The organism is Draconibacterium sp. (assembly GCF_041583095.1).
GTDB lineage: Bacteria > Bacteroidota > Bacteroidia > Bacteroidales > Prolixibacteraceae > Draconibacterium.
Genome location: NZ_JBFHGM010000022.1, coordinates 1 through 25,383 on the forward strand (window position 1 = coordinate 1; position 25,383 = coordinate 25,383).

Below are 25,383 nucleotides of genomic sequence, written 5' to 3' on the forward strand. Positions count from 1 at the left end.
ACAGGAAGTGATTTCGACTAAGCAAAAATTCTGTGATGTATTGCTCAACGATGCTCAAAAGATAATTGCCGGTGAAAAAGAAAAGATGCGCCGCCGCCGATTAATTTTTCCTTTTGAATATGCTGAATTTCAAAACCTGATAAAGGCATTCGGGAACACGTGCCTGGCTCAACGAAATCAGGACCGGAATTTTGTGATCGATAAATTCAACGAGCCGGTGATAAAACAACTTTACTTGTACGTTACTGGCAATTCTTCTTTCACCGGAGATCTCGCAAAGGGATTGTTATTGCAAGGAAAATACGGATGTGGCAAAACAGTTTTGCTCGAAACCTATTCCATGCTTCATAACCATATCGTCAGAAAATTGAATCTGAATTATCCCGTACTTCGGTTTGTCAAATCCGTTCAGCTCCAGGAACAGATTAAAGAGCAGTCCATGGAAATGTTTGTCAAAAGGCCTTTGATCATCGATGAATTCGGAAGGGAATCAAAAACAGTCATGGATTACGGAAATATCAGTCGGCCAATTTCTGAATTATTAAGCCTCAGAAGTGATGTGGGAACCATAACTCATGCCACTTCAAATTTTACATTTAAGACTCTTTCTTCCGATGAATTTTACGGAGGAATGATTGGCGACCGGCTAAAAATGATGTTCAATTTTTTCACTATGAAGGGAGAAAGCAGAAGACAATGAATCAACAATTGACTTTTTCAGGGATACAATTTGGGAATACTCCGACCAGAGAAGACCTCGAAAAGTCACTACGAAACAACTACGGGGGGAGGGGACTGCAAGATGTGTTTTTATTACCATAAAAACCTTCGGTATCTTGTCTGGCAGGAGCCCCTGGTTTTGACCAAACCAACTTGCAGTCCCCTCCCCAAAAAAGCAAAACGAAAGTATATTATGCGACCAAAATTACCGGAAAACGAAAAACGAACCGAGATTATCCGGCTGCTTCTTACTAAAGAGGAAAAGCAGCGATTGGATAGTATGGTGCGTACCGGGAAGTTTGGCTGCCGGAGTGATTATATACGCTTTGCCATATTTCGGAGATCAGTTAAGAAGGAAGTTCACTTGGATTCGGAGACAAAAGAACGGTTGACTAATTTGGACTATGAATTAAATAGGATCGGTGTGAACCTGAACCAGCTCTCTAAAAAGATGAATTCATTTTCTACTTACAATGTTGGAGATAATGACCGGCGTCTGCTAAAACAGACTTTTCAGATGGTGATGCAATGTCTGGCTTTTTTACAAAAACACCTGCGCTAAATTTTTACTATGGTCATCGTAATCCATCAATCGGGCAATACCCAAAATGCTTTGTTCTACAACGAAAAGAAAGTAGAGCAGAAAAAGGCACACTTTTATAAAAGCGGCAATACGCCAACCATAAATCCTTTTGCCGGAACAAAACACGATCGGCTGAATATCCTGAAAGAAATTGAGGAGAGAAACACACGGGTGAAAAAGAAAGGCTTGCATATTTCTGTAAATCCAACTGTAACGGATATAGTAAAACTGGGTGATAAGGGAATCCGCACCGAAATTGAAAACTTTATGGAACATATGGGCTATGGAAATCAGCCTTACTTTGTGTATAAGCATTCAGACCTTGACCGGACACACTTTCATATTGTTTCTACCCGGATTGATTGCGAGACCGGGAAGAAGATCAAGGACAATTATGAGAAGGAGAAAACACAACGTTTCATCAAATCCCTGGAGCAAAAGTATGATTTGACCAAAGAACAAAACCAGGTTCAATCCAATTTGAAATTTTCTGCAAGTGGCAGAAACTTGAAACAGAACCTGGAGAGTTTATTTTATCAGTTGAACCAAATTGAATCGATATCGACAAAACAGCTTTACGATAAATCGCTGGAGCTTTTTAATGTAGAGGTGCGGAGATCGGGAAGGGGGCATGTAGTTTTTATCACAGATGAAATCGGGAATCCAATACGTTACCCGATAAGGCTTTCCGAGTTTAAGGAACGACCAAGGTTTTATTTATCAGCTAAGGCCGAACAGGAAAACAAAATTCCGGCAATGATTGATCAATTTCAGTTGGCGCAATGGACGAGGGACTTGAATCGATTGGTGGAGAAAAGTAAAGGACGTAAAAAGGAGCCAAATATGAAATATAAGGTGAAGAATAGAGATCGGGGAATGAGTCTTTGAAGCTAATTGTCTTGGGATTTAAGGAACCTTTCAAAATAAAGATTTATTTTATCTGATTCCCATTTTATCAACGAAAGGTTTAGTAAGGTGGAAATCAGTGGTGAGAAAATGATGGCGATTTTTATGAGCTAATTAATTGAAAATACTATAACTACCCTTAATCATAAATAATTAATCTAAAACTTTTAAAGTAGCCATAATCCTCTTCATCGACCTCCTGATTATATGCCATAATACAATGAAGTGATGCAAACTTGTATTTATATATTCTGATAATTTTGATTATTGAGTTAATGTGTAATTTATGGATTCTCAGGAAACTGGGGATCTTTTTTGGACAAATGAAAAAATGGCGAAAATAAGAATAATTGGCTCAAGTGTTTTAATTAGTGAGTATTAGGAGGGAGTTGTGGTGAAGACATTTTTGAATTTGAAAAAATGTAATTTGATTAAAAGTTATAGAGATCGCAAAAAAAAGGGCATTTAAATTCAGTCGTCCAACAATTAAGAAGAATGTAGGTTTCTCAAAAAGGAGCAATCTTTTCAATGAAACATTTCTTACAATTTGTTACATAAACTAAAATGCCCATAAAATCGACTTAAAATGTAACATTTAAAGGAGCTTTTGTATCGTTGATGGAAGCGAAACCAATAGGCGCAAAATATCTTTGATTCATGATAAACCAATAATTCTGAATCGAGATGAAACAACAGAATGTTTTTACAGTTGCAATTATAATCGCCTTGGGTGGTTTCCTATTTGGTTATGATATTGCTATGATGTCAGGAACCACCACTCAATTAGAAACTTTATACAATTTAAATAGCTTTTGGCTGGGTTTTACTGTGGCTGTTGCTATTATTGGGACCATCATTGGTACATTAATAATAGGTAGGCCTGCAGAAAAATATGGTCGCCGCAAATCATTAATTGTATTATCTGGTCTTTTTGCCTTATCAACTTTAGGTAGCGCTTTTGCAATAAACTGGACAATGCTTCTGGTGTGTCGTTTGATAACAGGTGTGTTACTGGGGTGTATAACAGTAGTAACTCCAATGTTTATCGCAGAGATTTCACCGGCAAAGAAACGCGGACAGCTGGTACTCATGAACCAATTTTTTGTTGTAGCTGCCATATTCTTGGCATTTGCAATTAATTATCTTCTGGCAAATATAATTGAAAGCAACTCTTGGCGTTGGATGATTGGAATTGAAGTCCTGCCTGCTACACTTTTCTTTTTATTACTGAATTTAGTTCCTGAAAGCCCACGTTGGCTAATCAATAAAGGAAGAAGCAAAGAAGCTTTAGGTGTTTTTCTACGTATAGGAGCAGAAAGACCTGAAGAGGAAGTTCGAAATGTAAAAGAATCAGTAGAACAGGAAGAGGCAATGGGACATGGCAAATTATTCGTTAAGGAAAACCGTTTCCCAATACTAATAGCGGTTCTAATTGCGGCCTTCAATCAGCTGGCAGGTATCAATGCCATAATGATTTATGCACCGCGTGTTTTCGAGATGGCTGGCTTTGGGACCAATGCATCGCTCTTACAGTCGATCTCTGTTGGTGCAACCAACTTACTTTTCACGTTCGTAGCATTATTTTTAATTGACAAATATGGCCGCCGCACATTGCTAATGGCGGGTTCGATTGGTATGGTATTTTTCCTCGGAATGTTATCAAAAGCATTCTTTACCGAAAACTACTCGGAACTGGGTGGCTATGGTGTCATGATTTATCTAATGGGATTTATCGCCTTCTTCGCATTTTCACAAGGTGCTGTACTTTGGGTTGTTATCTCAGAAATCTTCCCAAACAAAGTTCGCTCACAAGGACAAGCGCTTGGCAGCTTTACCCATTGGATTTTTGCAGCTGCCTTAATTTGGGGCTTTCCAGTACTGAACAATACTGTTGGTGGAGGTATTTCATTCGGTTTTTTCACAATAATGATGGTTTTACATTTCGTCTTTGCATGGAAAATACTTCCTGAAACTAAAGGAAAATCATTGGAGGACATTCAAAAAGAGCTAATACGATAATAATCACTTTAAAATGGAAATAAAGAATAACGAAATTTTGTGTATTGGAGAGGTGCTGTGGGATTGTTTACCATCGGGAGCAAAGCCTGGAGGAGCGCCAATGAATGTAGCACTTCATTTAAATGCAATTGGGTTAGATGTTGCTATTGCGAGCAGAATTGGGAACGACGAGTCAGGTAAAAAACTGAAAGATTTTCTAAACAGGTCTGGTGTTACTACGAAATACATCCAAACCGATGAATTTCTTTCAACCAGTGAGGTTTTGGTCCATCTGGATGATAATAATAACGCTACCTATGAGATTTGTGAACCGGTTGCCTGGGACAGTATTCTTTTAACTGACGAATTAGTCAAAAAAGCAAAAAGTTCAGGCTTGGTTATATACGGTTCCTTGGCTTCACGTAATCCACTAACGCGAAAGACCATTCTGAAAATGTTGGATAATGAAGGTATTAACCTTATTGATGTAAACTTCCGTGAACCTTATGATTCGCAAGAAGTCGTTGAACAGCTACTGGAAAAAACCGATATAGTAAAATTAAACGATGATGAACTAGTGGTTTTTGCGCAGTGGTACAACAAACATAAAGACGATGAAAAAAGTCTGATAAGGTGGTTTGTAGCACATTACAATATAAAAATGGTTTGCTTAACCAAGGGCGAAAATGGTGCTTTGTTGTATTGCAATGGCGAATTTTATGAACACCCTGGTTTTAAAGTAAATGCGGTTGATACCGTTGGTGCAGGAGACGCATTTCTTGCAGGATTAATTGCATCTCTCCTAAATAAAAAAGAACCTGCCGATGCATTGGCATTTGCTTGTGCAACAGGAGCATTTGTTGCATCAAAAGAAGGAGCGACTCCAAGGTACGACATGGCTGAAATTAATGAAATTTTATCAGGAAACTAAATAGGGAACAAAATGAAACTAATCATTCTAATTATTTCATCTTTATTCATTGCTGCTTTTTCTTTATCGTGTAGCGATGATGATGGACCACTTCCTCCGGTAGTCACTCCTGTAGAAACGATTGAGGAAGTAGTTGCGTTTAAGTTTAATGAAACCTCCGGGAATACCACCGTCGAATCGAATACCAACAATAACTACGAAATATTGGGTAACGGTATTAACCGAATGCCTGGCGTATTGGGTAATGGATTGTTTTTCGATGGCTTGTCAAGCCAGATAACCGGGACATTATCTAGCAGTATTCTTCCTAAAAGTCAGTTTAGTTTGTCTTTATGGGTTTCACCCAGATCGTATCCTATACGCACTTCTGCTATGTTGGCACTGACTTCTGAGGGCTCGAATACTGGAGTGATGGTAGGTATAAATAAGTTTGGTCAGATAGTAGTGAACTACTTTATAAATGGAGTCTCGTATGAACATGTAACTGCCGAAAGTCTGCCAAAAAATGCATGGAGCTCTGTGATGGTAAGCATCAGTCCCAAAAACGGTTTATTGAAGATCTTTCTTGATAAAACGATTATTAAAAATACTACTATCCCGAACGGAAACATCTCATGGCCAGCAGGCAACACTTCGTTCATTATTGGGAAAAATACAAAAGGTGAGCAGATTGGCATTTATGATATTGACTATTTCTCAGGAGCAATAGATGAGTTAATGATATTTTCTGGTCAATTAACTCAAGAAATTGTAAATTCTGAATATAGTAAGTATAGCCCACCATCGCCTCCGGTATCCTATCAATTGGATATTAATTATTCTGATAACTTTTATCGGCCGATATATCACGCTCTTCCCGATTATGGATGGGCAAATGAATCTTACGGACTAATATACCATCAGAATAAATACCACATGTTCTTTCAGAAAAATGAAGTTTTTCTGGGAATCGCTCAACAAAATTGGGGGCACTTCACAAGTTCTAACCTTGTAGATTGGGATGAACAGAATGCCGTTTTATGGCCTGATGAAGGATGGGATAATTTTGGCATATGGTCAGGCTGTGCAATTATACTTAACGATGGTACTCCCGCAGTTGCATATACAGGTGTTGATGGGGTTAAGGCAGGTATCGGTACTGCAACATCCTCCGATAATTATCAGACACTTGTTAAAGATTCGTATAATCCCGTAATTCCTTTCGCACCATATCAGGTAGATATGGATTTTAGAGATCCGTATATCTGGAAAAAAGATGGTACCTACCACATGGTAGTTGGCAGTGGAATATCATCAATAGGTGGTAATCTTGTTTATTATAAAAGTGAAGATTTTAAGAATTGGAATTATGAAGGAATAGCCTTTCAGGGGCGGAAGAGTGAAGGAGAAGGAGCTTTTTGGGAAATGCCTGTTGTTTATGAATTCCCTAATGGAAAAGAAATGCTTTTAGTTCAAAAAACTCCCGATGCGACTCCGGCCATTACAACATATTGGATCGGACAATTCGAAAACGGTGTATTCACTCCTGATTTCGAAAAGGCTAAAAAATTAGAGGTTGTTAATGGATTTTTGTCACCGACGGTAACAGAGGATAAAGAAGGGTTAATAACAGCCATCGGAATTATCCCAGACGAGGTGGATGCACAATTCCAAATGGAGCAAGGATGGGCTCATTTATTCAGCGTACCACAGGTTTGGGAATTAGATGAATCGAATACAATTGTAATTAAACCTCACCCTAATCTGGAGACCTTAAGGGGAGACCAAAAAACATTCACTGGTCTTACATTAGAAGCCACTGGAAGCAACTATCTAAATAATTATAATGAACGTCATTTTGAACTGAACGCAACTATTAATACTGGCGATGCTAATCAGGTAGGATTTATTTTCGGAAAATCTCCTGATGGTAAGGAAGAATATAAAGTATACTACGATTTTACAACACAACAGTGGGTGGTTGACGCTTCAAAATCATCACTTAGTTCATTGGTTCGAAAAGACATTAGGACTGGTTACTATCCTGTTAAACAGGGAGATGTAGTTGATGTGCGTGTTTTTGTTGATGGATCGGTTTTGGAAGTATTCGTAGATAATCAATCACATTTTACAGGACGTTTTTTCCCAACACTTGCTAATGCAACCGGGGTCGACATGTTTGCCAACGGAGGAACTGCAACGGCCGATGTAACAGTTTTTAAAATTACTAACTAAAGATAATTAAAATGAAGAATGCAATGAAAAGCTTATGTTTTACATTAATGTTTTTTACTTCGCTGTTATCTTTTGCGCAACAACGCACCATTTCCGGAACAATAAAATCCGGTGATGGTGAGCCATTGCCTGGCGCTACTGTTGTCGTAAAAGGTACAACGAATGGGACAATTTCGAATTTTGATGGTAACTATCAAATTCAGGTTGGTCAAGGTGATACTTTACTAGTTACCTTTATTGGTTTCAAAGAAGTATCCGCCGTTGTAGGCTCTGAGAGTATCTATGATTTTATTTTAATAGAAGACACCGAGCAATTGGAAGAAGTGGTTGTTACGGGGTATGCAGTTGAAAAGAAATCAGACATAACGGGAGCAATTTCGATCGTGAAAACCGAAGAATTGGACATGGTTTCTACTCCTAATGTGATCTCGAAACTACAGGGTAGAGTACCGGGCTTAACCCTCACTTCTTCCGGAGTTCCCGGAGGTAACGACACCCAAATTTCTATACGTGGTTTAACTTCAGTATTTGGAGGAACTGGCCCGCTTTGGGTAATAGATGGTGTACAAACAACATCTCCGGCAGGTTTAAATCCTAATGATATTGGCAGTATTCAGGTACTTAAAGATGCGGCTTCAGCAGGTATTTACGGTACAGAAGCAGCTAGAGGTGTAATTATTGTGACAACCAAACAAGCCGAAAGCGGAAAAGCCAAAATAACATTAGACAGTAGGGTGACTCTGAATACCGTCCGTGACAATTTTAGTGTGTTAGGCTCGCAGGAATGGTTAGACGTAAGATATATTGCCCAAGGAAATGTTCCTGTTACCGCAGGTAATATAACTTATACTCCAGGTACGCCTTTACCTGAGTTTTTGGATTCAGATAATAACCTAAGGGTGTCAAATACTGACTGGATAAATGTTATTCTGAAAAATTCCATTTCCACCACTACTGACTTTGGTTATTCAAATGGTAGTGAGAGGTATAAAGTTTTTATGGGACTGGGGTATAGTAAAGACGATGGGGTGATAGAGCATACTTACTACGAACGTACAAACTTCAGGTTAAATTCCAGCGTTAATTTCTTCAATAATAGACTTACAATCGGTGAAAACCTTACAGTATCAAATTTTCAGGAAGTTAAAGGCAACTCGATGGAAGATGCCTTGTTACAAAATCCATTGATTCCAGTATATGGCGAAGATGGAACTTGGGGAGGCCCTGTTGGAGCTGGTCTTCAGGACAAATGGAATCCATTGGCAATTTTATACATTAACAGGAATAATGTACAGAAAACCTGGAGAACCTTTGGTAATATTTATGCCGACCTAACTATTGTTGAGGGATTAAAATTCAGTACGAAACTTAACTTCGATAATAATCGCTTTAGGTTTAACGAGCAGACAGAAGCCTTTAATCAGAATGGAAGTATCTTAGGAAACTTGGTGTATTTGTCTGGTGGAGAAGAGGTTGCTCGTTATTCCCGAAATAGAAATAACATGGACACCTATATCTTTACGAATCTGTTAACCTATGGTCGCGAGTTAGGTGTACATTCATTAAACGCATTTGTAGGTCACGAGGTATATCGAAAAGACCAGGATAACAGTTATTATCGTGTTCAGGTTCCTTATGGTACGGAGGTTGATTTTGAAAATATTGAAGCCTACGATATTCTTGCAGATAATAGTAATCTTGATGCTTATGGAATAGGTGCAGATAGCAGAAGAGAGTCTATGTTTGCAAAAGCATCATACGACTTTAAAGACAAATATTACCTTTCTGCCAGTATTAGACGAGATGGCTCTTCTCGCTTTGGGCGCAATAATAGGTATGCCATTTTCCCAACAGCTTCAATTGGATGGACTATAAGTAACGAAAATTTTCTATTAAACAGTGAAATCGTAAATAACTTAAAACTCAGAGCTTCCTGGGGAGCTAATGGTAATGCCGACATTCTTGAATATGCACAATATTCTATTTACCAGCAAGCCATAGAGAATAGTAATTATGATTTAAACGGTGGTGGTAGTGGTGAAATTGATTTAGGTGTATCTCCCAATCAAGTCGGTAACCCGGATTTAAAATGGGAACAATCCTATCAAACCAATGTGGGAGTAGATGCAAGTTTATTCAACAATAGAATAAGCTTAGTATTAGATTTATACGAAAAGAAAACCTCTGATTTATTATTACAGGTCATTCAGCCTTCTGTATTGGGAGAAGCCGGCAAAACTTTATTTTTTAATGCAGGTGATATGACCAATAAGGGGATCGATGTGGTACTAGGCTATAGGTCCTCTCCACAAAAAGCATTTACTTTTGGAGCCGATCTCACATTCTCTGCTTATGAAAATGAAGTAACAGATCTAAGCAGCTCAGATAATTTCATTTTAGAAGGGGTGTCTTATACAGGAGTTGGACATCCAATTGGTTCCTATTTTGGGTATATCGCCGATGGTTTATTCAGGACTCCGGAAGAAGTGGCTGTACATGCAGTACAACCTGGAAAAGCTTTAGGAAACATCAGGTACCGAGACCTTAATGGAGATGGAGTGATTAACCAGGATGATAGAACAATTATAGGAAATCCTCATCCCGATTTTATTTACGGAATAAATCTATATGCAGGTTATAGGAGCTGGGAATTTAATGTGTTTTTTGATGGAAGACAGGGTAATGACATGTATAATGCTCAACGCGAAATGCTTGACTTTGCATACTTTGGTTTTAATCATGGAAGAAACACTTTAGATGCCTGGGCTGTCGATAATGCTAATTCTCTTATTCCTGGATTAAGTACCTCAGATGTAAACGATCAAAAAAGAGCTTCTACATATTTTGTTGAAGATGGTTCTTATTTTAGGCTAAAGAGTGTCAATATTGGGTACAACTTTTCAACTAAAACAGACAGCTTTTTTAAGAAATTGGGACTTGATGCTGGTAAATTCTATGTACAGGCAGAAAACCTGATGACCATAACTTCTTTTACAGGGTTTGACTACGAAGTGCCTGGGCTTAGCAGGACAGGCATTGGTATTGCAGGAATGGGTGTGTACCCACACACTAAAACGTATAGTTTCGGACTTAACCTACAATTTTAAAAAGATGAAAAAATTACTATTAATAATATTTGCAGCATTATTGCTTGTTTCATGTCAGGAAGACTTTCTGGATGTTGCGCCGGAAAATGTAGTTTCTGAGGAAAATTTGGATCCTGAACAACTTGTTGTAAGTGCCTATAGTGGATTAGACTATAGATTTAACACCGGTGAATTTAGAGATAATTGGCCCTTTGACCATGCTCCATCTAATTGGTGTTTCTCCGATATTAGAAGCGGAGATGCTTATAAAGGAGGAGGCGGTGTTGGTGATAATCCTGGAGGCGGAATGCATGCTCTGGAAATTCATCAAGTATTTCCCTCTTCAGAAAATGTTTACAATTTATGGCGAGCCTTGTATTTTGCAATATTCAGGGTGAATAGCGCAATAGTAGTACTCGATAACACATCTGATTTTTCCCAAAAAGAATTAAGGATTGCGGAATTGAAAGTTCTGAGAGCCCATTTCTATTTCGAACTAATGAAAAATTTTGGCTCTTTTGCTTACATAGATGAAAACACACCAGTTGAAGATGTTACCAGTATTGAAAACTCTTTTGATTCATCATTTTTATGGGGTAAAATTGAAGAGGACTTAAATACTGCTATTTCAGTATTACCAGAGACTCAAGAAGACTTAGGTAGAGTAAACAAACTGGTTGCCTATGCATATTTGGCAAAGGCTAAATTATTTCAAGGACAATGGAGTGAGGTAATAACCTATGCGGATAAAGTTATAGCCGGACCATACAGGTTGGTTGATGACCTTGAAAAACTTTACTCAACGCCTGGTTATGGCAATGATGAAAATGTATTCGCTATTCAGTACTCTGTAAACGATGGATCGGAATTCGGGAACTTAAATTTTGGAGATTTAATAAATTCTCCTGATTCTCCGGCTGATGATCCCAATCACCCATATTTAAATGGAGACGATTTTCATAAACCTTCACAAAACATAGTGAACGCATTTAAGGTAAATTCGAGTGGGCTACCGTTATTAGATTCGTATAATAACTCTGATTTGGAGTACGACGATACTTCAACTCCAGTAGATCCAAGACTGGACCACTCAATAGGTAGACCAGGAATAACATGGAAGCATTGGGAAAACATGCCCATGCGAGTTAACTGGAACAGGGATGTGCCAACTTACGGCTATTATGTAGTAAAAAAATATCAAATAGATCCTTACTCTGATTTAAGGGCATCAGGAGGTTTCCCTTGGGCAAAAGGAGCTTTGGATTTTCCAATAATTAAATTTAGCGATGTACTATTGTGGAAAGCCGAAGCAGCAATAGAATTAAGTGACGTGGCTACAGGAATGAGTATTATTAATCAAATTCGTACCAGGGCAAAAAATACACCCCGTGTGTATGACTTTAACAGTCCCTCGCAAGATGCAGCCACTTATTCTATAGAACTGTATCCTACAGAAGTAACACAAGATTATGCAAGAAAAGCTTTACGATTAGAAAGACGTTTAGAGTTGCATAATGAAGGACATCATTTTTATGATTTGGTTAGGTGGGGTATTGCCGAGAGTTGGATCAATAACTACATGTTTAAAGAGAGTACTAAAAGAAGTTATTATGCAGGAGCATCATTTACTTCGGGAAGAGATGAATACCTTCCAATTCCACAAATTGAAATTGATGCATCAGGTGGTGTTTACCAACAACGTTCAGGATATTAATCCATGAATTAGACAAAATAATTAACCTATTTATGAATATTAAAAAGAAACGATAAAATGAAAAATTCAATTAAAAATATATACAGATGGATTCCTGTTCTTTTTTTCGGAATCACTTTAGCCTTATTCACAAACTGTGAAGATGACATTAAATTTGAAGATATGGTGCCTGACTATACTCATTCGATTATGAGGTCTTTCTCTGCTAATGGACAAAAGGCAACTATTGATCATACTAATGGTGTGGTAAATTTAATTTTACCTGCTGGCGCAGATGTCAGTTCTGTTTCCGTTGATATGACACTTCCAGAAGGAGCAACAATAGAACCTGAATCAGGAAGTACACTTGATTTTTCTTCCGGCCCGGTAATTTTCACAGTTACCAATAACGAGGTGAGCAGAGAATATACAGTTACCATCGCTGCCTATGGAGATCCGATGATTATGACTTTTGCCATTGGTGAAAATGTAGGTGTAATTGACCAGGTAAATGGGACAATTGACGTTACGATTGGAAGTGAGGAAGATATTAAAGCATTAACACCTCAGTATACTATACCTGGAGGGACTACTGCGTCTCCACAATCTGGAGTAATAAATGATTTTACAGCCCCTGTTAAATATACCGTTTTATCTGACGACGGATTTACCGGGAAATCATATATTGTTACTGTAACACAACTGGCAGCTCCTGTAATTGATGTTTTTGCTACATCTGAAGATGTTTGTGCAGTAACAGGAGTTATTGATAATGATGCATCGACAATTAACATTATTCTACCTGCCGGATCAGATTTGTCTTCTGTTTCGCCTGTAATTACATTAAACGATGAATTAACAGTATCTCCAACTTCAGGTGAAGCTCAGGATTTTAGTCAGGGGCCGGTAACTTATATTGTTACAAATTTAGAAGGTTTAACCACAGAATACCAAGTTACAATATCATCGCAGGAATCTACCAACAAAGTGGTCTTTTTAGGAGAAGCTGATTGTATAAATACCCTTGAAGATGACGATGCAAAAGCAGCAGCAGAATATTTGAAAGCTCAATATCCGGATGACTTTGCATACATTAAAATTGCCAACATAACAGAAGAGGCCTTGGCGAATACGAATGTTGCCATGTTATATTACCTGACTCCGCTTACAAATGGGACACAGTATTTTGCTACTTCAGATAATGTGATGACATTATTGCCAGCTGAATTGCAGCCAGGAGCGGTTCAGGCAGGTGCTTTAACAAGTTGGGTAAAAGGTGGTGGAAACTTATTCCTTGCTGGTGACCCAACATCATTTATTCATGTTTTAGGTCGTATGCCGGCAGATTATAATGCCGATAGAGGTTTAGGAAATTACAGATATACCGAGTTTGGCTGTGCCGATGCTGGTGGTTGCGTAGATTACGACAAACCGGTAGATGATATTTGGGGATTAGGTGTAAGAGATGCTAACAATTCAGGCGATAGAAGGGGACATCCGATATTTAATGGATTGACATTTGAAGGGGATGGAGAACTTTATCTAAACAATGCCGGTACCCGGGAAGCAAGATTAATTTGGTGGCAGCACATGGATGGTATTTTAACTCCCGGATGTTGTGGACAAGATGCGGCTTTAGTGTTTGAACAATCTGTTAATGCCGTTAAATTGGGGACACTACGTTGGATTGGAGATGGTTTTGGCTACGGTGCAGTAGAGTTTCTACCCACAAACGGAGCAGTTGAACCAAACTTCGACTCGAACATCTCAACAGATTTCGCGGGCAAGGTAATTACACTTGAAAATACAATTATTGGTTACGAGTTTGGCTCAAATGACGGAAGACCTAATGATTATCAAGGCAATATTGAGATGCTTACTTCGAACATTATTGATTATTTAAATAATTAAAGTTCAATAAAATGAAGAGAATAGTCTATATAAATATAGTAGCGATTGTAACCCTGTTACTAGGGTTGCAATCCTGCAACGAGAGGGAAAACTATATGGATGGCCCATCGGTTCTCGATATAGTTGAAGATGTTACAATCAATAGTAAAAGTGCTGAAATTGACCATTTGTCCGGCACCATAAATATTAGTTTGGCAGGTGGTACCGATTTAAGTTCTGTGGTATTTGAGGCAACTGTGCCCGATGGAGTCACTGTAACACCCGCAAGCGGCTCAAGTCTTGATTTAAATAGTCCTACTCAGGTTGTTGTAAGTAACGGGTTTTCAGAAAGAACCTATATGGTTCATGCAACGTTGCTGCCCTCGAAAGTAGCTTTTTTGGGTGACGGTACAACTATTGCAGAAATAGCCGATGATGATGTGAAAGCTGCAGCCCAGTGGACAGAAGCAACTTATGGAACTGACTTTATTTACATTTCTTTCGATGAATTATCGGATGAAGCACTGGATGGAGTTAATGTTATAGTATATGTTTACGACAATGTAGGAACTTCAGACCAACCGGCAGCCTTATTAGAAAAACTGAATGTGCTTTCTAAGTTTTATGTACAAGGTGGTAAAATTGTAGCCGGATTATTGGGGACAGGCCTTGTTGAAGAGTTAGGACGTGACAATTCCGGTTTAAGAAATATAATTGGAACAGGAGAAGGAGGCAATAATCCGGATACTTGGGGAGTTGGTTTTACCGGTTCTGAGGTCGCTAATATTATTTCTGCTGGTTTAGACTTCTATGCGCCAAATATGGCTTACGTAATCGACGCCGGATATAAAGAAGACCATAATGCTTTGTGGAATTTAGGCTCTATTACCAACACGCCATATACCACCTTTAATTCGCTTTATGGCGCCGAACCGATTGCTGCATGGGATTGGGCTGTTGGTGGACAGGGTTTTGCAGGTATTATTGTCTGGAACCCATTTGATAGGTTCGAAGGTTATATCATTACAATTGGAATTGGTGGTATGGAATGGAATATGAACGATGGTCGCGACAATCCGTATTTAAGCAATGTGCATAAGATATATAAGAATAGTATTGATTATTTATTGAACAAATAAAATTCATTTTATCTGAATTGAAACATAAAGAGGCTGTTTAAGCAGTTTATTTAGGCAGCCTCTTTTTATGCCTACAATTTTTAACAACATTTCCAACTCAAATCTGGTAAAATGAAACTGAAATACATACCAATATTAATTGTATTTACTTTCTCCTTTTTAATTGCTTGCACCAAACGGCAAAAGTACAACGTCAATTGGTCATTTGAAGAGGATACGAAGAACGAAACTTTAAAGGCGGTTCAATCTTTGAAAGAAAACCTTGAATTAGTGCCTGGAATTTTGGGAAATGGTTTGCGAACGGATGGATATTCCACGTTTTTACAAACAAAACTTCCTGAGAACGTATCAAATATCTCAGTAGAAGCCTGGTTTGCGCTGGAAACTTACCCGACGGATACCGCTGGATTTTTCTCATTTCAACAAGATGCCAACAATTGGATAGCTGCTAATATCAATCAATTTGGAGAATTAATGCTCTCGGTTTGTGTTGCTGGTAAAACAGAATGGTATCCGACAAGTGTGCAACTTCAGAAATTTGAATGGTTCAACCTGGCACTTGGTATTTCCGAAAGCAAAGCTGCTCTATTTGTAAATGGTGAAACTATTCTTAGCACCCCGGTTACCGCTTCTCAAATGGTATATTCGTCTTTATTTATTGGACGTGATTCACGTGAAAGCAAAATTCATATTTTCCCGATTAACTATATTAACGGGATAATTGATGAAGTAAAAGTTTGGTTCAAGCCATTAACAGAAAACGATTTTGATAGACAAGAAATTAAGGAATTCGCTCAACATAAACCAGATTTATCTATACCCTCAATTCGTTTTGAAAGTGATTTTAATCGTCCGAAATACCATGTTTTGCCGGCAGCGAACTGGACAAACGAAACACACGGGTTAATTTATTACAACGGAAAATATCACATTTTCAATCAAAAGAACGGTACGAATGTCTATTTGGGAAGAATAAACTGGGGACATTATAGTAGTTCGGATTTGGTTCAGTGGACCGAACACCGTCCGGTATTAACTCCCGAAAAAGGTTATGACCAATACGGAATCTGGTCGGGGCATGTAGTTATAGATGATAATGGCAAGCCAGCAATAATGTATACCGGAGGTGATGGTAAAGAATTCGGAATGTGCTTGGCAACTCCTAAAGATGAAAGTTTAATTGTCTGGGAGAAATATAAGAATAATCCTCTTGTTCAGGGACCTCCCGAAAACTTTTCACGAATCGACTTTCGCGATCCCTATTTATGGAAAGAGGGGGGCAACTGGTACATGATAATTGGTTTTGGGTTGGTTGAAGGTGAGGAAGAGGAAGGTACCGTGTTGCTCTACAAATCATCTGATATGAAGACCTGGGAATATTTGCACCCGTTATTTAAAGGAAATCGCTCCGTTGATGATACCGGTATATTTTGGGAAATGCCTGTGTTTTGGAAAATAAATGGAAAATACATCCTTTTGGTGAATCCAACTCCTCATGACGGAAAACCTGCAGTTGCTGTTTATTGGACTGGTGATTTTGTCGATGAAAAATTTATTCCCGACCATAAAATACCGAAGCGCCTGGAAGTAATCAATCGAATGTTATCCCCATCCGCAACTTTTGACGAAAATGGACAAACAACAGCTATTGCAATTATACCTGATTTGATTCCGGCAGAAATGCAGATGCAGCAAGGCTGGACCCACCTTTACAGCATGCCACGCACGTGGGACTTGGTTGATGGGTACATCTATCAGCAGCCACATCCGGCACTGAAAGCTCTTCGTACTAATGAAGAAAGCATTGCTGAAAAGGAAATCAAAGCGGGTGAAAAGCTGCTTCTTTCTGACGGTAAACAGCAATTGGAAATTATGGCCACAGTGATTTCGAAAGACTGTGAAAAGTTCGGATTCAACATTGGTAAAAACAAAGAAAACGGGGAAGAAACCCGAATATACTTCGACCTTAAAACCGACGAAATGGTTGTTGATCTAACGAGATCAAGCCAAAACGAGTTGGTTGAAAAGAAAATTGAAAAAGGGCAATATGAAATTAACTCAGATGAAGAGATAGAGATTCAACTTTTTATTGATGGCTCAGTAGTAGAAGGATTCATTAATGGAAAAGATGGTTTTACAACCCGTATTTTTCCAAAATATGAGAATAGCAATCAAGTTGAGTTTTTTGCAGAGGGTGGAACTGTTCTAATTGAAGAACTAAAAGTCTGGGAACTAAGAAGCAGTAATAATCAAACAGACTTTTTACTGAAATAATTCAATAATTTTTACCGAATTGCCACTTAAATAGATAATTGAACGAGAATAAATATTTCAAGAAATATATAATGAAGACAATACTAATTCTTTTTACAGCAGTGCTAATATTTGGTTGCACTACCAAAACAAATAATCCAGAAGTAATCATTGAAGCTAACACTTATTATTCTGAAAACTATCGTCCACAATTTCATTTCACACCAGAAGAAAAATGGATGAACGATCCCAATGGGATGTTTTATTATGAGGGCGAATATCATTTGTTTTATCAGTATTATCCGGATTCAACGGTTTGGGGACCGATGCATTGGGGACACGCAGTAAGTACTGATCTTATTCACTGGAAACATTTACCGGTTGCATTGGCACCTGATGAGAATGGATACATATTTTCAGGAAGTGCCGTAGTTGATTGGGAAAACACTTCAGGTTTGGGAGAAGATGGACTACCTCCATTGATTGCAATTTTCACTTATCACAACCCTGTTTTAGAGAAAGAGGGAAAAATAGATTTTCAAACACAAGGAATTGCATATAGTAACGACAAAGGCCGTACCTGGACAAAATACGGTGAGCCTGTTTTAAAAAATCCTGGCATCCGCGATTTTCGTGACCCAAAGGTGATGTGGTACGAAGAATCCAAAGAATGGATTATGACACTGGCCGTAAAAGACCATATTGAATTTTATTCGTCACCTAACTTAATCGATTGGCAAAAGGAAGGTGATTTTGGAATAGATTTAGGTGCACATGGTGGCGTATGGGAGTGTCCTGACTTATTTGAGATGGAACTTGAGGGAAGCGATGAAAAACAATGGGTACTTTTGGTTAGTATTAATCCTGGTGGACCAAATGGTGGTTCTGCAACACAATATTTTGTGGGCGACTTTGATGGCAATACATTTACTACAGAACAGTCTGACACAAAATGGCTGGATTACGGGAGGGACAATTACGCTGGTGTTACCTGGAGCGATATCCCAAAAGAAGATGGACGTCGACTATTTATCGGCTGGATGAGTAACTGGAGTTACGCTACTGTTGTGCCAACAGAAAAATGGCGCAGCGCAAATACAATACCGCGGGAGTTGGTTTTGGAAATTTACAATGACGAATATATTTTGGCTTCAAATCCTGTAGATGAGTTAAAAGAAATTCGCGGTGAGAAAATTGAGCTGTCAGAGCAAGTTGTTTCCAGTTCGGTTGAACTTGAAATGCCAAAAATTGAACTCATGTGCTCCGAAATGAAACTGAATTTTAACTTAAAGCCGGATTCAGGGGATAATGCGCCCGAAGAGTTTGGTATTGTTTTAAAAAATGACAAAGGTGAGTATTTTAAAATTGGATATTACCACACTGAGAATAAATTTTACACTGATCGTTCAGAAGGAGGTATTTGTTCATTCTCCGATAATTTTGCAGGACTTCATACAGCGGATTATAAAGCCGGTGAAACCATGAACATTCATCTATTTGTTGATAAAGCCTCTGTGGAGGTGTTTGTCGATGGAGGAAAGTTAGTTTTTACCGACATTGTTTTCCCAAAAGAATCATACGATAAGATAGAATTGTTCTCAACAAATGGAAGTGTTAAGCTCTATGAAGCAGAAGTTTGGAGTTTAAAATCTGTTTGGTAAGTATAGTTTGAAGTTTGGTAGGCAAAGGCCCGGTGCATGCATCGGGCTATTTTTTTGCATAGTCGGATGGAGAAATCCCAAATTGTTTCTTAAAACACTGTGCGAAGTAGGAAGGAGATGAAAATCCAACTTCATGAGCAATTTCTGCCATACTTTTTCCGCTCGTCTTAATCAGTTCAAGGGATTCTTTCAGCTTCACTAATCGGACATATTCGCTTCCCGACATTCCGGTTAGTTTTTTTACTTTTCTGTACATTTGTACTCTTGATAGACCTGCCAAATCACTCAGCTCTTCTACCGTAAACTCTTCTTTTTGAATATTATCCTTCACTATCTTGGATATTTTATCTAGAAAGTTTTTATCCAATCTTGAAATATTATTTTGTTCATCTTCAATAATATACTGGCTTTTGTAACGTTCGTGAATTTTTTTACGCAGGTCAAGCAATTTTCTAATCCTGATTTGTAGATGCTCTTTGCTAAAAGGTTTGGGAATATAAGAATCCGCTCCTTCTTCAAGGCCCTCCAACCTTTGTTCAAGTGAAGACTTTGCCGTTAACAGGATGATTGGAATATGGCAGGTTTTCAGATCATTTTTAAGTTGATGGGTTAATTCCAAACCGTCCATCTCTGGCATCATTATATCGCTCACAATTAGATCTGGTTCTTCTTCTTCAATCATTTTTAAGGCAATTTTTCCATTTTGGGCTTCAAAAACGTCGTATGTATCCTGTAGACATTCTTTCACATATGACCGTACGTCATTGTCATCTTCAACAAGCAGAACAACTGGTTTTGGTATGGAGTCCGGTGTTTTGATTGTTGCCCCTTTATCATTGTCCACATTCTGGTTGGTATTACTATAACCCAGCAGATCTTGCACCAACGGTTTTTGACCTTCATCCTTTATTTTTTCTTCCTGGGTTAAATGTGCATCTCCCAATGGAAGTTTTACTATAAATGTTGTTTTTTTACTTTCAATGCTCTCAACAGTTATTCTACCGCGGTGCATCTCAACAAATTCCTTTGATAAAGCCAGTCCCAGTCCTGTCCCTTTCAAATTGTCTGTTTTGTCAACCTGATAAAAACGGTCAAAAATATGATTGATATGTTTTTGTGAGATTCCTTTTCCGTTATCCGTGACTTCAATTATCAGTTGTTCTTCCCACAAAGATTTTACAGTGAGTAGTTCTTTTCGAAGTTTAATTATAATAGTGCCACCTGTTGGTGTAAATTTAAATGCATTGGAAAGAAGATTAAATACAACTTTGTCTAGTTTGTCCCAATCAACCCAGGCTTTGAGTTGCGATAAATTGGTGTCGAAAATCAAATTAATCTGTCTATTCTCGGCAAGCGACAAAAATGATTCATGAATATCGCTAAGAAATTTAACCACATCATAATGACCTGCCTGAAGCTTCATTTTTGAATTTTCTATTTTTCGGAAGTCCATGAGCTGGTTGATCAACTGGAGTAACCTCAGTGAGTTCTTATGCATCAGGCTAACTCGTTTATAAATATTATCCGGTAAATCAGATGTCTTTAAAAGATCCTCAAGAGGGCCGACAATCAGAGTGAGAGGTGTTCTGAATTCGTGAGAAATATTTGTAAAAAACTTCAGTTTTTCTTGCGTAATCTTCTCTACTTTATCTGATAGCTTTTTTAATTCTTTCTTTTGCTTTTTGAGATGAATGTTAGCATCCTTTAATTTATAAAATGATCGAACGAGCAAGAACATTAAAAGGATAACAAGCACGAAAGTGCCTGTAACTAGATATAACATGAACTGTTGAAACTTAAACTTTTCACCCAGATTCAGTAGCATATCCTTAGATTTGGAAATATCGGTTTGAAGTGAGTTGATTTTATCAAATTGTTTCCTGATTATGTCAACATTTGAGCGGTCCACAAGTGTCGTACTTAGTAGATTTTCTTTTTCGAACACCTCATTGTGCAGAATTTTTGACGCAATCTCAATCGCTTCTTTTCCTCCAGTTGGGTAAATTAGAGTGGCAGAGAGAATTCCTTTTTCAACCATTTCTATTCCTCCTCCTGCATTAGGTAATCCGTCGATTCCAATTATTAAAATATGATCTTCGTTTATCGATTGATTAATAACATTCCTGGCCATTACCGCATAATCATCATTGAATGCAAAGATTGCATCAACATCGATGTCTCTTTTGATGATCTCAGATAAACTGTCAGTCACAACTTCAAGTGTCTCAGTTGTATTAATCCTCATAATATTTTGAAGTTGAGGAAAATTCTCCAGAGTTTCATTAAAACCGCGGGTTCGCTCAATAGCTGGTGAAGAAGTTAAACCTCCCATAATTTCTACAATATTACCCTTGTTGTTAAGCCTATTGGCGATGTAACTTGCAGCAACTTTCCCAATCATGTAATTATCACCACCTACGTATGCCGTATAATTATCTGAATTGATTCTTCTATCAACCAATACTACCGGTATACCTTTTTTAAATACCGCATCGATAACCGGTTGTACGGGATCAATTTGATAGGGAGATACAATTAACAAGTCGATACCCATTTCAACCAATTCGTGAATCTGTTGCACCTGTAGGTTGGCATCGTCATAGGACTGTTTTATGATCAAGGATAAATCATCATGAAACATTATTTCACGCTCCATTTCAGCTTCCATATTTAGTCGCCAATCTCCATGTTGGGCACACTGAGAAAAACCTATTAGGTATTTATCTTTGGCGAATCCATATTCTGAAATGAAAAGAAGGAGTAGAATCGTTGATATTTGTTTTAAAAAAAAACTCATTCCTAATATTTGAAAAGCCTGACTAAAATAGAATAAATTTGCTTAACGTTATTACCAAACTAAATAAATCGAGTGCTAGTCCCATTCTTATTCTGGGGACTCATTAACATTATTATCAATAAATAAATTAACGGTCTGAAAATTAGATTCATATTTATAAGAAAAGGTGATAAGCTGTGAGTAATTTTATCATTGGCGGAGGGCATATTAAGAAACAGATAATTATTTCAGTAAATATTGTGGATAAGTTTGGAACACCGGCCAAAAGTAGCATCCTAGACCGATCCAAAGTTTATAGTACAACAATGTACTTCTAAAAAACACAAAAGATGGATACAGTTTATTTTGACGGCTGTCCACATACTAAGAGGCCTCTCGGATGCTGACGGTATAACCTGTTCTCTTGGTGCAGTTTTAAATGTGCAAAATAATCTTCGATATTAGAATATTAATTCAATACATTGCCTTCGAAGGAACCTTATTTAAGTTCTTTTGATTATTGTTGAAGCTATTAACGGTATGGAATGGTACACTGTTTTGTTCCTTTTGCTTTATGTGAAATAAAAAAATACAACAAAACGAAACAGAGAATATATTGATTAATTGTTTGTCGCTATTCCATTTAGAAACCATTGTTTTAAGTTTTGTTAGACAAATGGCACCATGGATATGACGGGCTGTTTGTATACATGCAAACTATACAACAAAACCTGATACTATTCTCCAATATCAGGCTTTTGTAATATCCCTAATGATTCTTGTATTCACACCATTTCTTCATGATTTAGAGTTTATATGGAATTTAAACAAAACGATAAACACGAATCTGCTTTAGAAAAATGGTATTACTCTGTATCGAGTTTTATCAACCTAATTTTATCCAGCATAGCCGTGTTGATTTTACCATCCATGTTGTTATTCCATTCTTCAAAAATCAGTTTAATATTGTTACTACCTTTTAGTAGCTTGACTCTTGTTGAGTTTGACCATCCCCAGTCCGACCACTCATCCTGTCCCCGCTGTGGAAATACCTGAACACCCTGATAATCATTGTTTACATACAAACTACGTATGGCACAATTATTATCTGTGTTCCAAGGGCCCGTCCCGTTGGAATAACGGAGATCGATTAGATAACTACCAGGAGTTTCAACAGTTACAGGAACTTCAATTTCAGTATTTGTTGTATAACTGGTTTCGATAAATCCAGTACCAGAAAAGTTGGTGTAATTGGCACTTGAAGGACTAATATAATTTTCTAACTCAAATACTAATTCATTCTCCGAAGAATAATTTGCTGAAGGTTCACTTCCAAACGATTCACTTCCCTCATCGTCAACAGCAGTTACCGAGTATTCGCTGAAACCTTTTTTTTCAGGAATAAAATATTCTGTACTGGTTGATTTCAAAAAAGCTCCGTCTCTATATATTTTATAAGATTTAGCCTCTTTTACCGGATTCCAGGTAATTTTTGAATTTTCAAATTTGATTTGTGGATTAGGCAAGGAAAATTTGTTAGCGACCAAATTTATACCAAAAGAAGAAAAACTTTTATTCTTCATTTTAATATGCACATTGTGTTTTCCTTCTAGTTCTGAAGGGAAAAATGCGTTATCAATTGCGTGCCCATCAAGCATGAAAAACTCAATTTCATTTCCAAAGCCATCGACTTCAATATCAAGAACTGCTTTCCTATACTTAAAATTCGATAAGGTTCTTGTTCCTTTATACGATTCAGGAATCACGGGATTAAAACGTATACCATCAACATCAAAATGCATCCCGATAAATAAACGATGTACCATGGCAAGGTTACCAGCCATACTCCAAAGCATACGATGAGAGTTTATTTCTGTACCAACATAATCGCCATTTTCAGCTACAAAATTTTCATAGTTTGACAGAAATAAGGCTGCCGCACGATATATTGATGCCAGGCCATGTTCAAGCGCCACTTCGTTACCAACCTTTGCTGCCGCTATATTCCAAAATGACTGCACAAAAGGCCAGATACCGTTATTGTGATAGGGCGGAATTCCGGGGATTTGAGGATAAATACAGGTCGTTCCAAATTCGGTAACCGGTGAATTTGATAAGATACTTTCAGCCTGATTTTTATCGGCAACATCGAATAGTACCGCGAGCGCTTCTCCCAGTGCCTCAAAACGTGGTGATTGTATCAGTGAATTTCGTCCATAAAGATACTGTGCATAATAACCTTTGTCTTCCATCCAAAGGTATTTGTTTATGCCTGTTTTTATCTCGTTTGCTCTCTGCAAATATTCTTCGGAAGGTTTGTTTAAAAGCCTGGCCATTTCAGCCAGAATAATGTGAGCCTGGTAATGAACTACGTTGGTTCCCAGATTCTCAGAAACGTAAATATCCATGTTCGACATCCACTTGGGGTAGGTTTGCTCCCGCCAGTCGAGAAACGACGATTCTCCCTTGTACATTCCGGTGGTCCCTGATCGCAAAGTTTTCATATCATCATCCAGGGTATTTTTAATAACATCGAAAGCGTATTCCAGCCATTCCTCTTCTCCGGTAACTTTGTAGATTTCCCAGGCAGCTAATGCCCAAGTGGTGCGGTCAGACGAAACAGGCCAGGCACCACCGGAGCCTGTATCCTGAACTATTCGTCCACGCTTCACTTTTTTCATTAAACTGATTTTGGCTACTTCTGGCTCGTGATAAGCAAAAGCTAACAAAGTGCTGTAACTCACATCGCGGGTCCAAACTCCTCCCCATTTTGCTCCTGTACGAAGTGTGCTATCCGGCTCGATATTCAATAAAGCTTCTTCAAGGGCCAGATTGTACAGTGCATCAACAATAATCTGCTCCGAATGATAAGCTGGTTTTGCAGCAACATTTCGAGATAAATTCCATTGTTTTGCCTGATGTTCGTCGCTACTAGTAGGATTTAGCAAAACTGTCAGCTCATAAATTCCATCATGGTTTTCATCCTTCAGTTCCAGATTGTTTTCTTCCAGATTGGAAAAGTCCCAGGTTAGTGGCTCAGAACCACCAGCAATATAAACTCCTTTAAAATCAGATTTTGCAATTCTGCTTCCGTCAAAAGCTTCATAATAGCCTTGTTTGTCGAAAGCTTCTAAAACTTCTGACATATCCAGCCTGAAGGTGTACAAATAATTAACCGGAAGTTTGGATCCGTTATTTTCAGCGACTTTACCGTCTGACTCACCAAACTTTATTAATGGAGAACTGTTTTCGTCACCAATCATAATCCAGTGGTCTTCCCCGGAAATCATTTCATTATCCTTTTCATTAATACTGAATTTGAAGGTAATTAGCCGCGAATAATTGTCGGATGCGGTACTTACATAGTTTGAAACCAGGTTTGTCCGGGAATTCGCTTTCGATTCGTAATTTCCCTGAACAACCTTATCCGTAAAAACCGAGAATTCATTTCCTTTATAGAGCATATCTGATTTTTTTTGGCAGCCCGCAAAAAGAAACAGAATGAATAGTATTGCAATAAGTCGTGTCATATT

General features: G+C 38.0%; 14 protein-coding genes. 12 read left to right on the forward strand and 2 right to left on the reverse strand.

The features are described from left to right. From ABZB17_RS03580 to ABZB17_RS03635, 12 genes are all read left to right on the forward strand, one after another. The coding region (locus ABZB17_RS03580; RefSeq protein WP_372648143.1) for a hypothetical protein at positions 1–700 on the forward strand (700 nt) is incomplete at its 5' end. A gap of 213 nt (positions 701–913) precedes the next feature. Next, positions 914–1,282, forward strand: coding sequence for a plasmid mobilization relaxosome protein MobC (mobC, locus tag ABZB17_RS03585; RefSeq protein WP_297100450.1), 369 nt, complete (start codon positions 914–916; stop codon positions 1,280–1,282). Positions 1,283–1,291: 9 nt separating this feature from the next. Then, positions 1,292–2,191 (forward strand): relaxase/mobilization nuclease domain-containing protein, encoded by a 900-nt coding sequence (locus ABZB17_RS03590; RefSeq protein ID WP_372648144.1) that lies wholly within the window; start codon positions 1,292–1,294, stop codon positions 2,189–2,191. Positions 2,192–2,893: 702 nt separating this feature from the next. Beyond that, positions 2,894–4,228: a sugar porter family MFS transporter gene (locus ABZB17_RS03595; RefSeq protein WP_297100444.1), complete on the forward strand. Its 1,335-nt coding sequence runs from the start codon at positions 2,894–2,896 to the stop codon at positions 4,226–4,228. A gap of 13 nt (positions 4,229–4,241) precedes the next feature. Beyond that, on the forward strand, positions 4,242–5,138 hold the full coding sequence (locus tag ABZB17_RS03600) for a carbohydrate kinase (protein ID WP_372648145.1): 897 nt from the start codon (positions 4,242–4,244) through the stop codon (positions 5,136–5,138). Between the two features lie 12 nt (positions 5,139–5,150). Continuing rightward, entirely contained in the window at positions 5,151–7,352 is a 2,202-nt protein-coding gene (locus ABZB17_RS03605; protein WP_297100439.1) for a GH32 C-terminal domain-containing protein, read from the forward strand. An 11-nt stretch (positions 7,353–7,363) separates the two neighbouring features. After that, positions 7,364–10,459, forward strand: coding sequence for a TonB-dependent receptor (locus ABZB17_RS03610; RefSeq protein WP_297100437.1), 3,096 nt, complete (start codon positions 7,364–7,366; stop codon positions 10,457–10,459). 4 nt (positions 10,460–10,463) lie between these two features. After that, entirely contained in the window at positions 10,464–12,152 is a 1,689-nt protein-coding gene (locus ABZB17_RS03615; protein WP_372648146.1) for a RagB/SusD family nutrient uptake outer membrane protein, read from the forward strand. A gap of 57 nt (positions 12,153–12,209) precedes the next feature. After that, positions 12,210–14,042, forward strand: coding sequence for a DUF4960 domain-containing protein (locus ABZB17_RS03620; RefSeq protein ID WP_372648147.1), 1,833 nt, complete (start codon positions 12,210–12,212; stop codon positions 14,040–14,042). An 11-nt stretch (positions 14,043–14,053) separates the two neighbouring features. Further along, positions 14,054–15,160, forward strand: a complete 1,107-nt coding sequence (locus ABZB17_RS03625; protein WP_372648148.1) for a DUF4960 domain-containing protein — start codon at positions 14,054–14,056, stop codon at positions 15,158–15,160. A gap of 111 nt (positions 15,161–15,271) precedes the next feature. Beyond that, positions 15,272–17,434 carry a GH32 C-terminal domain-containing protein gene (locus tag ABZB17_RS03630; protein WP_372648149.1) on the forward strand — a complete coding sequence of 721 codons (2,163 nt, stop codon included), beginning with the start codon at positions 15,272–15,274 and terminating at the stop codon, positions 17,432–17,434. Between the two features lie 71 nt (positions 17,435–17,505). Beyond that, the gene (locus tag ABZB17_RS03635; protein WP_297100423.1) at positions 17,506–19,074 is read left to right on the forward strand and encodes a glycoside hydrolase family 32 protein; all 1,569 of its coding nucleotides are present in this window, start codon (positions 17,506–17,508) and stop codon (positions 19,072–19,074) included. Between the two features lie 46 nt (positions 19,075–19,120). On the opposite strand, the gene ABZB17_RS03640 is transcribed toward ABZB17_RS03635, so the two are convergent. Further along, positions 19,121–21,871, reverse strand: coding sequence for a substrate-binding domain-containing protein (locus ABZB17_RS03640; protein ID WP_372648150.1), 2,751 nt, complete (start codon positions 21,869–21,871; stop codon positions 19,121–19,123). 845 nt (positions 21,872–22,716) lie between these two features. After that, complete coding sequence (locus tag ABZB17_RS03645; RefSeq protein WP_372648151.1) at positions 22,717–25,380, reverse strand: hypothetical protein; 2,664 nt, start codon at positions 25,378–25,380, stop codon at positions 22,717–22,719. Between the last annotated feature and the right edge of the window lie 3 nt (positions 25,381–25,383).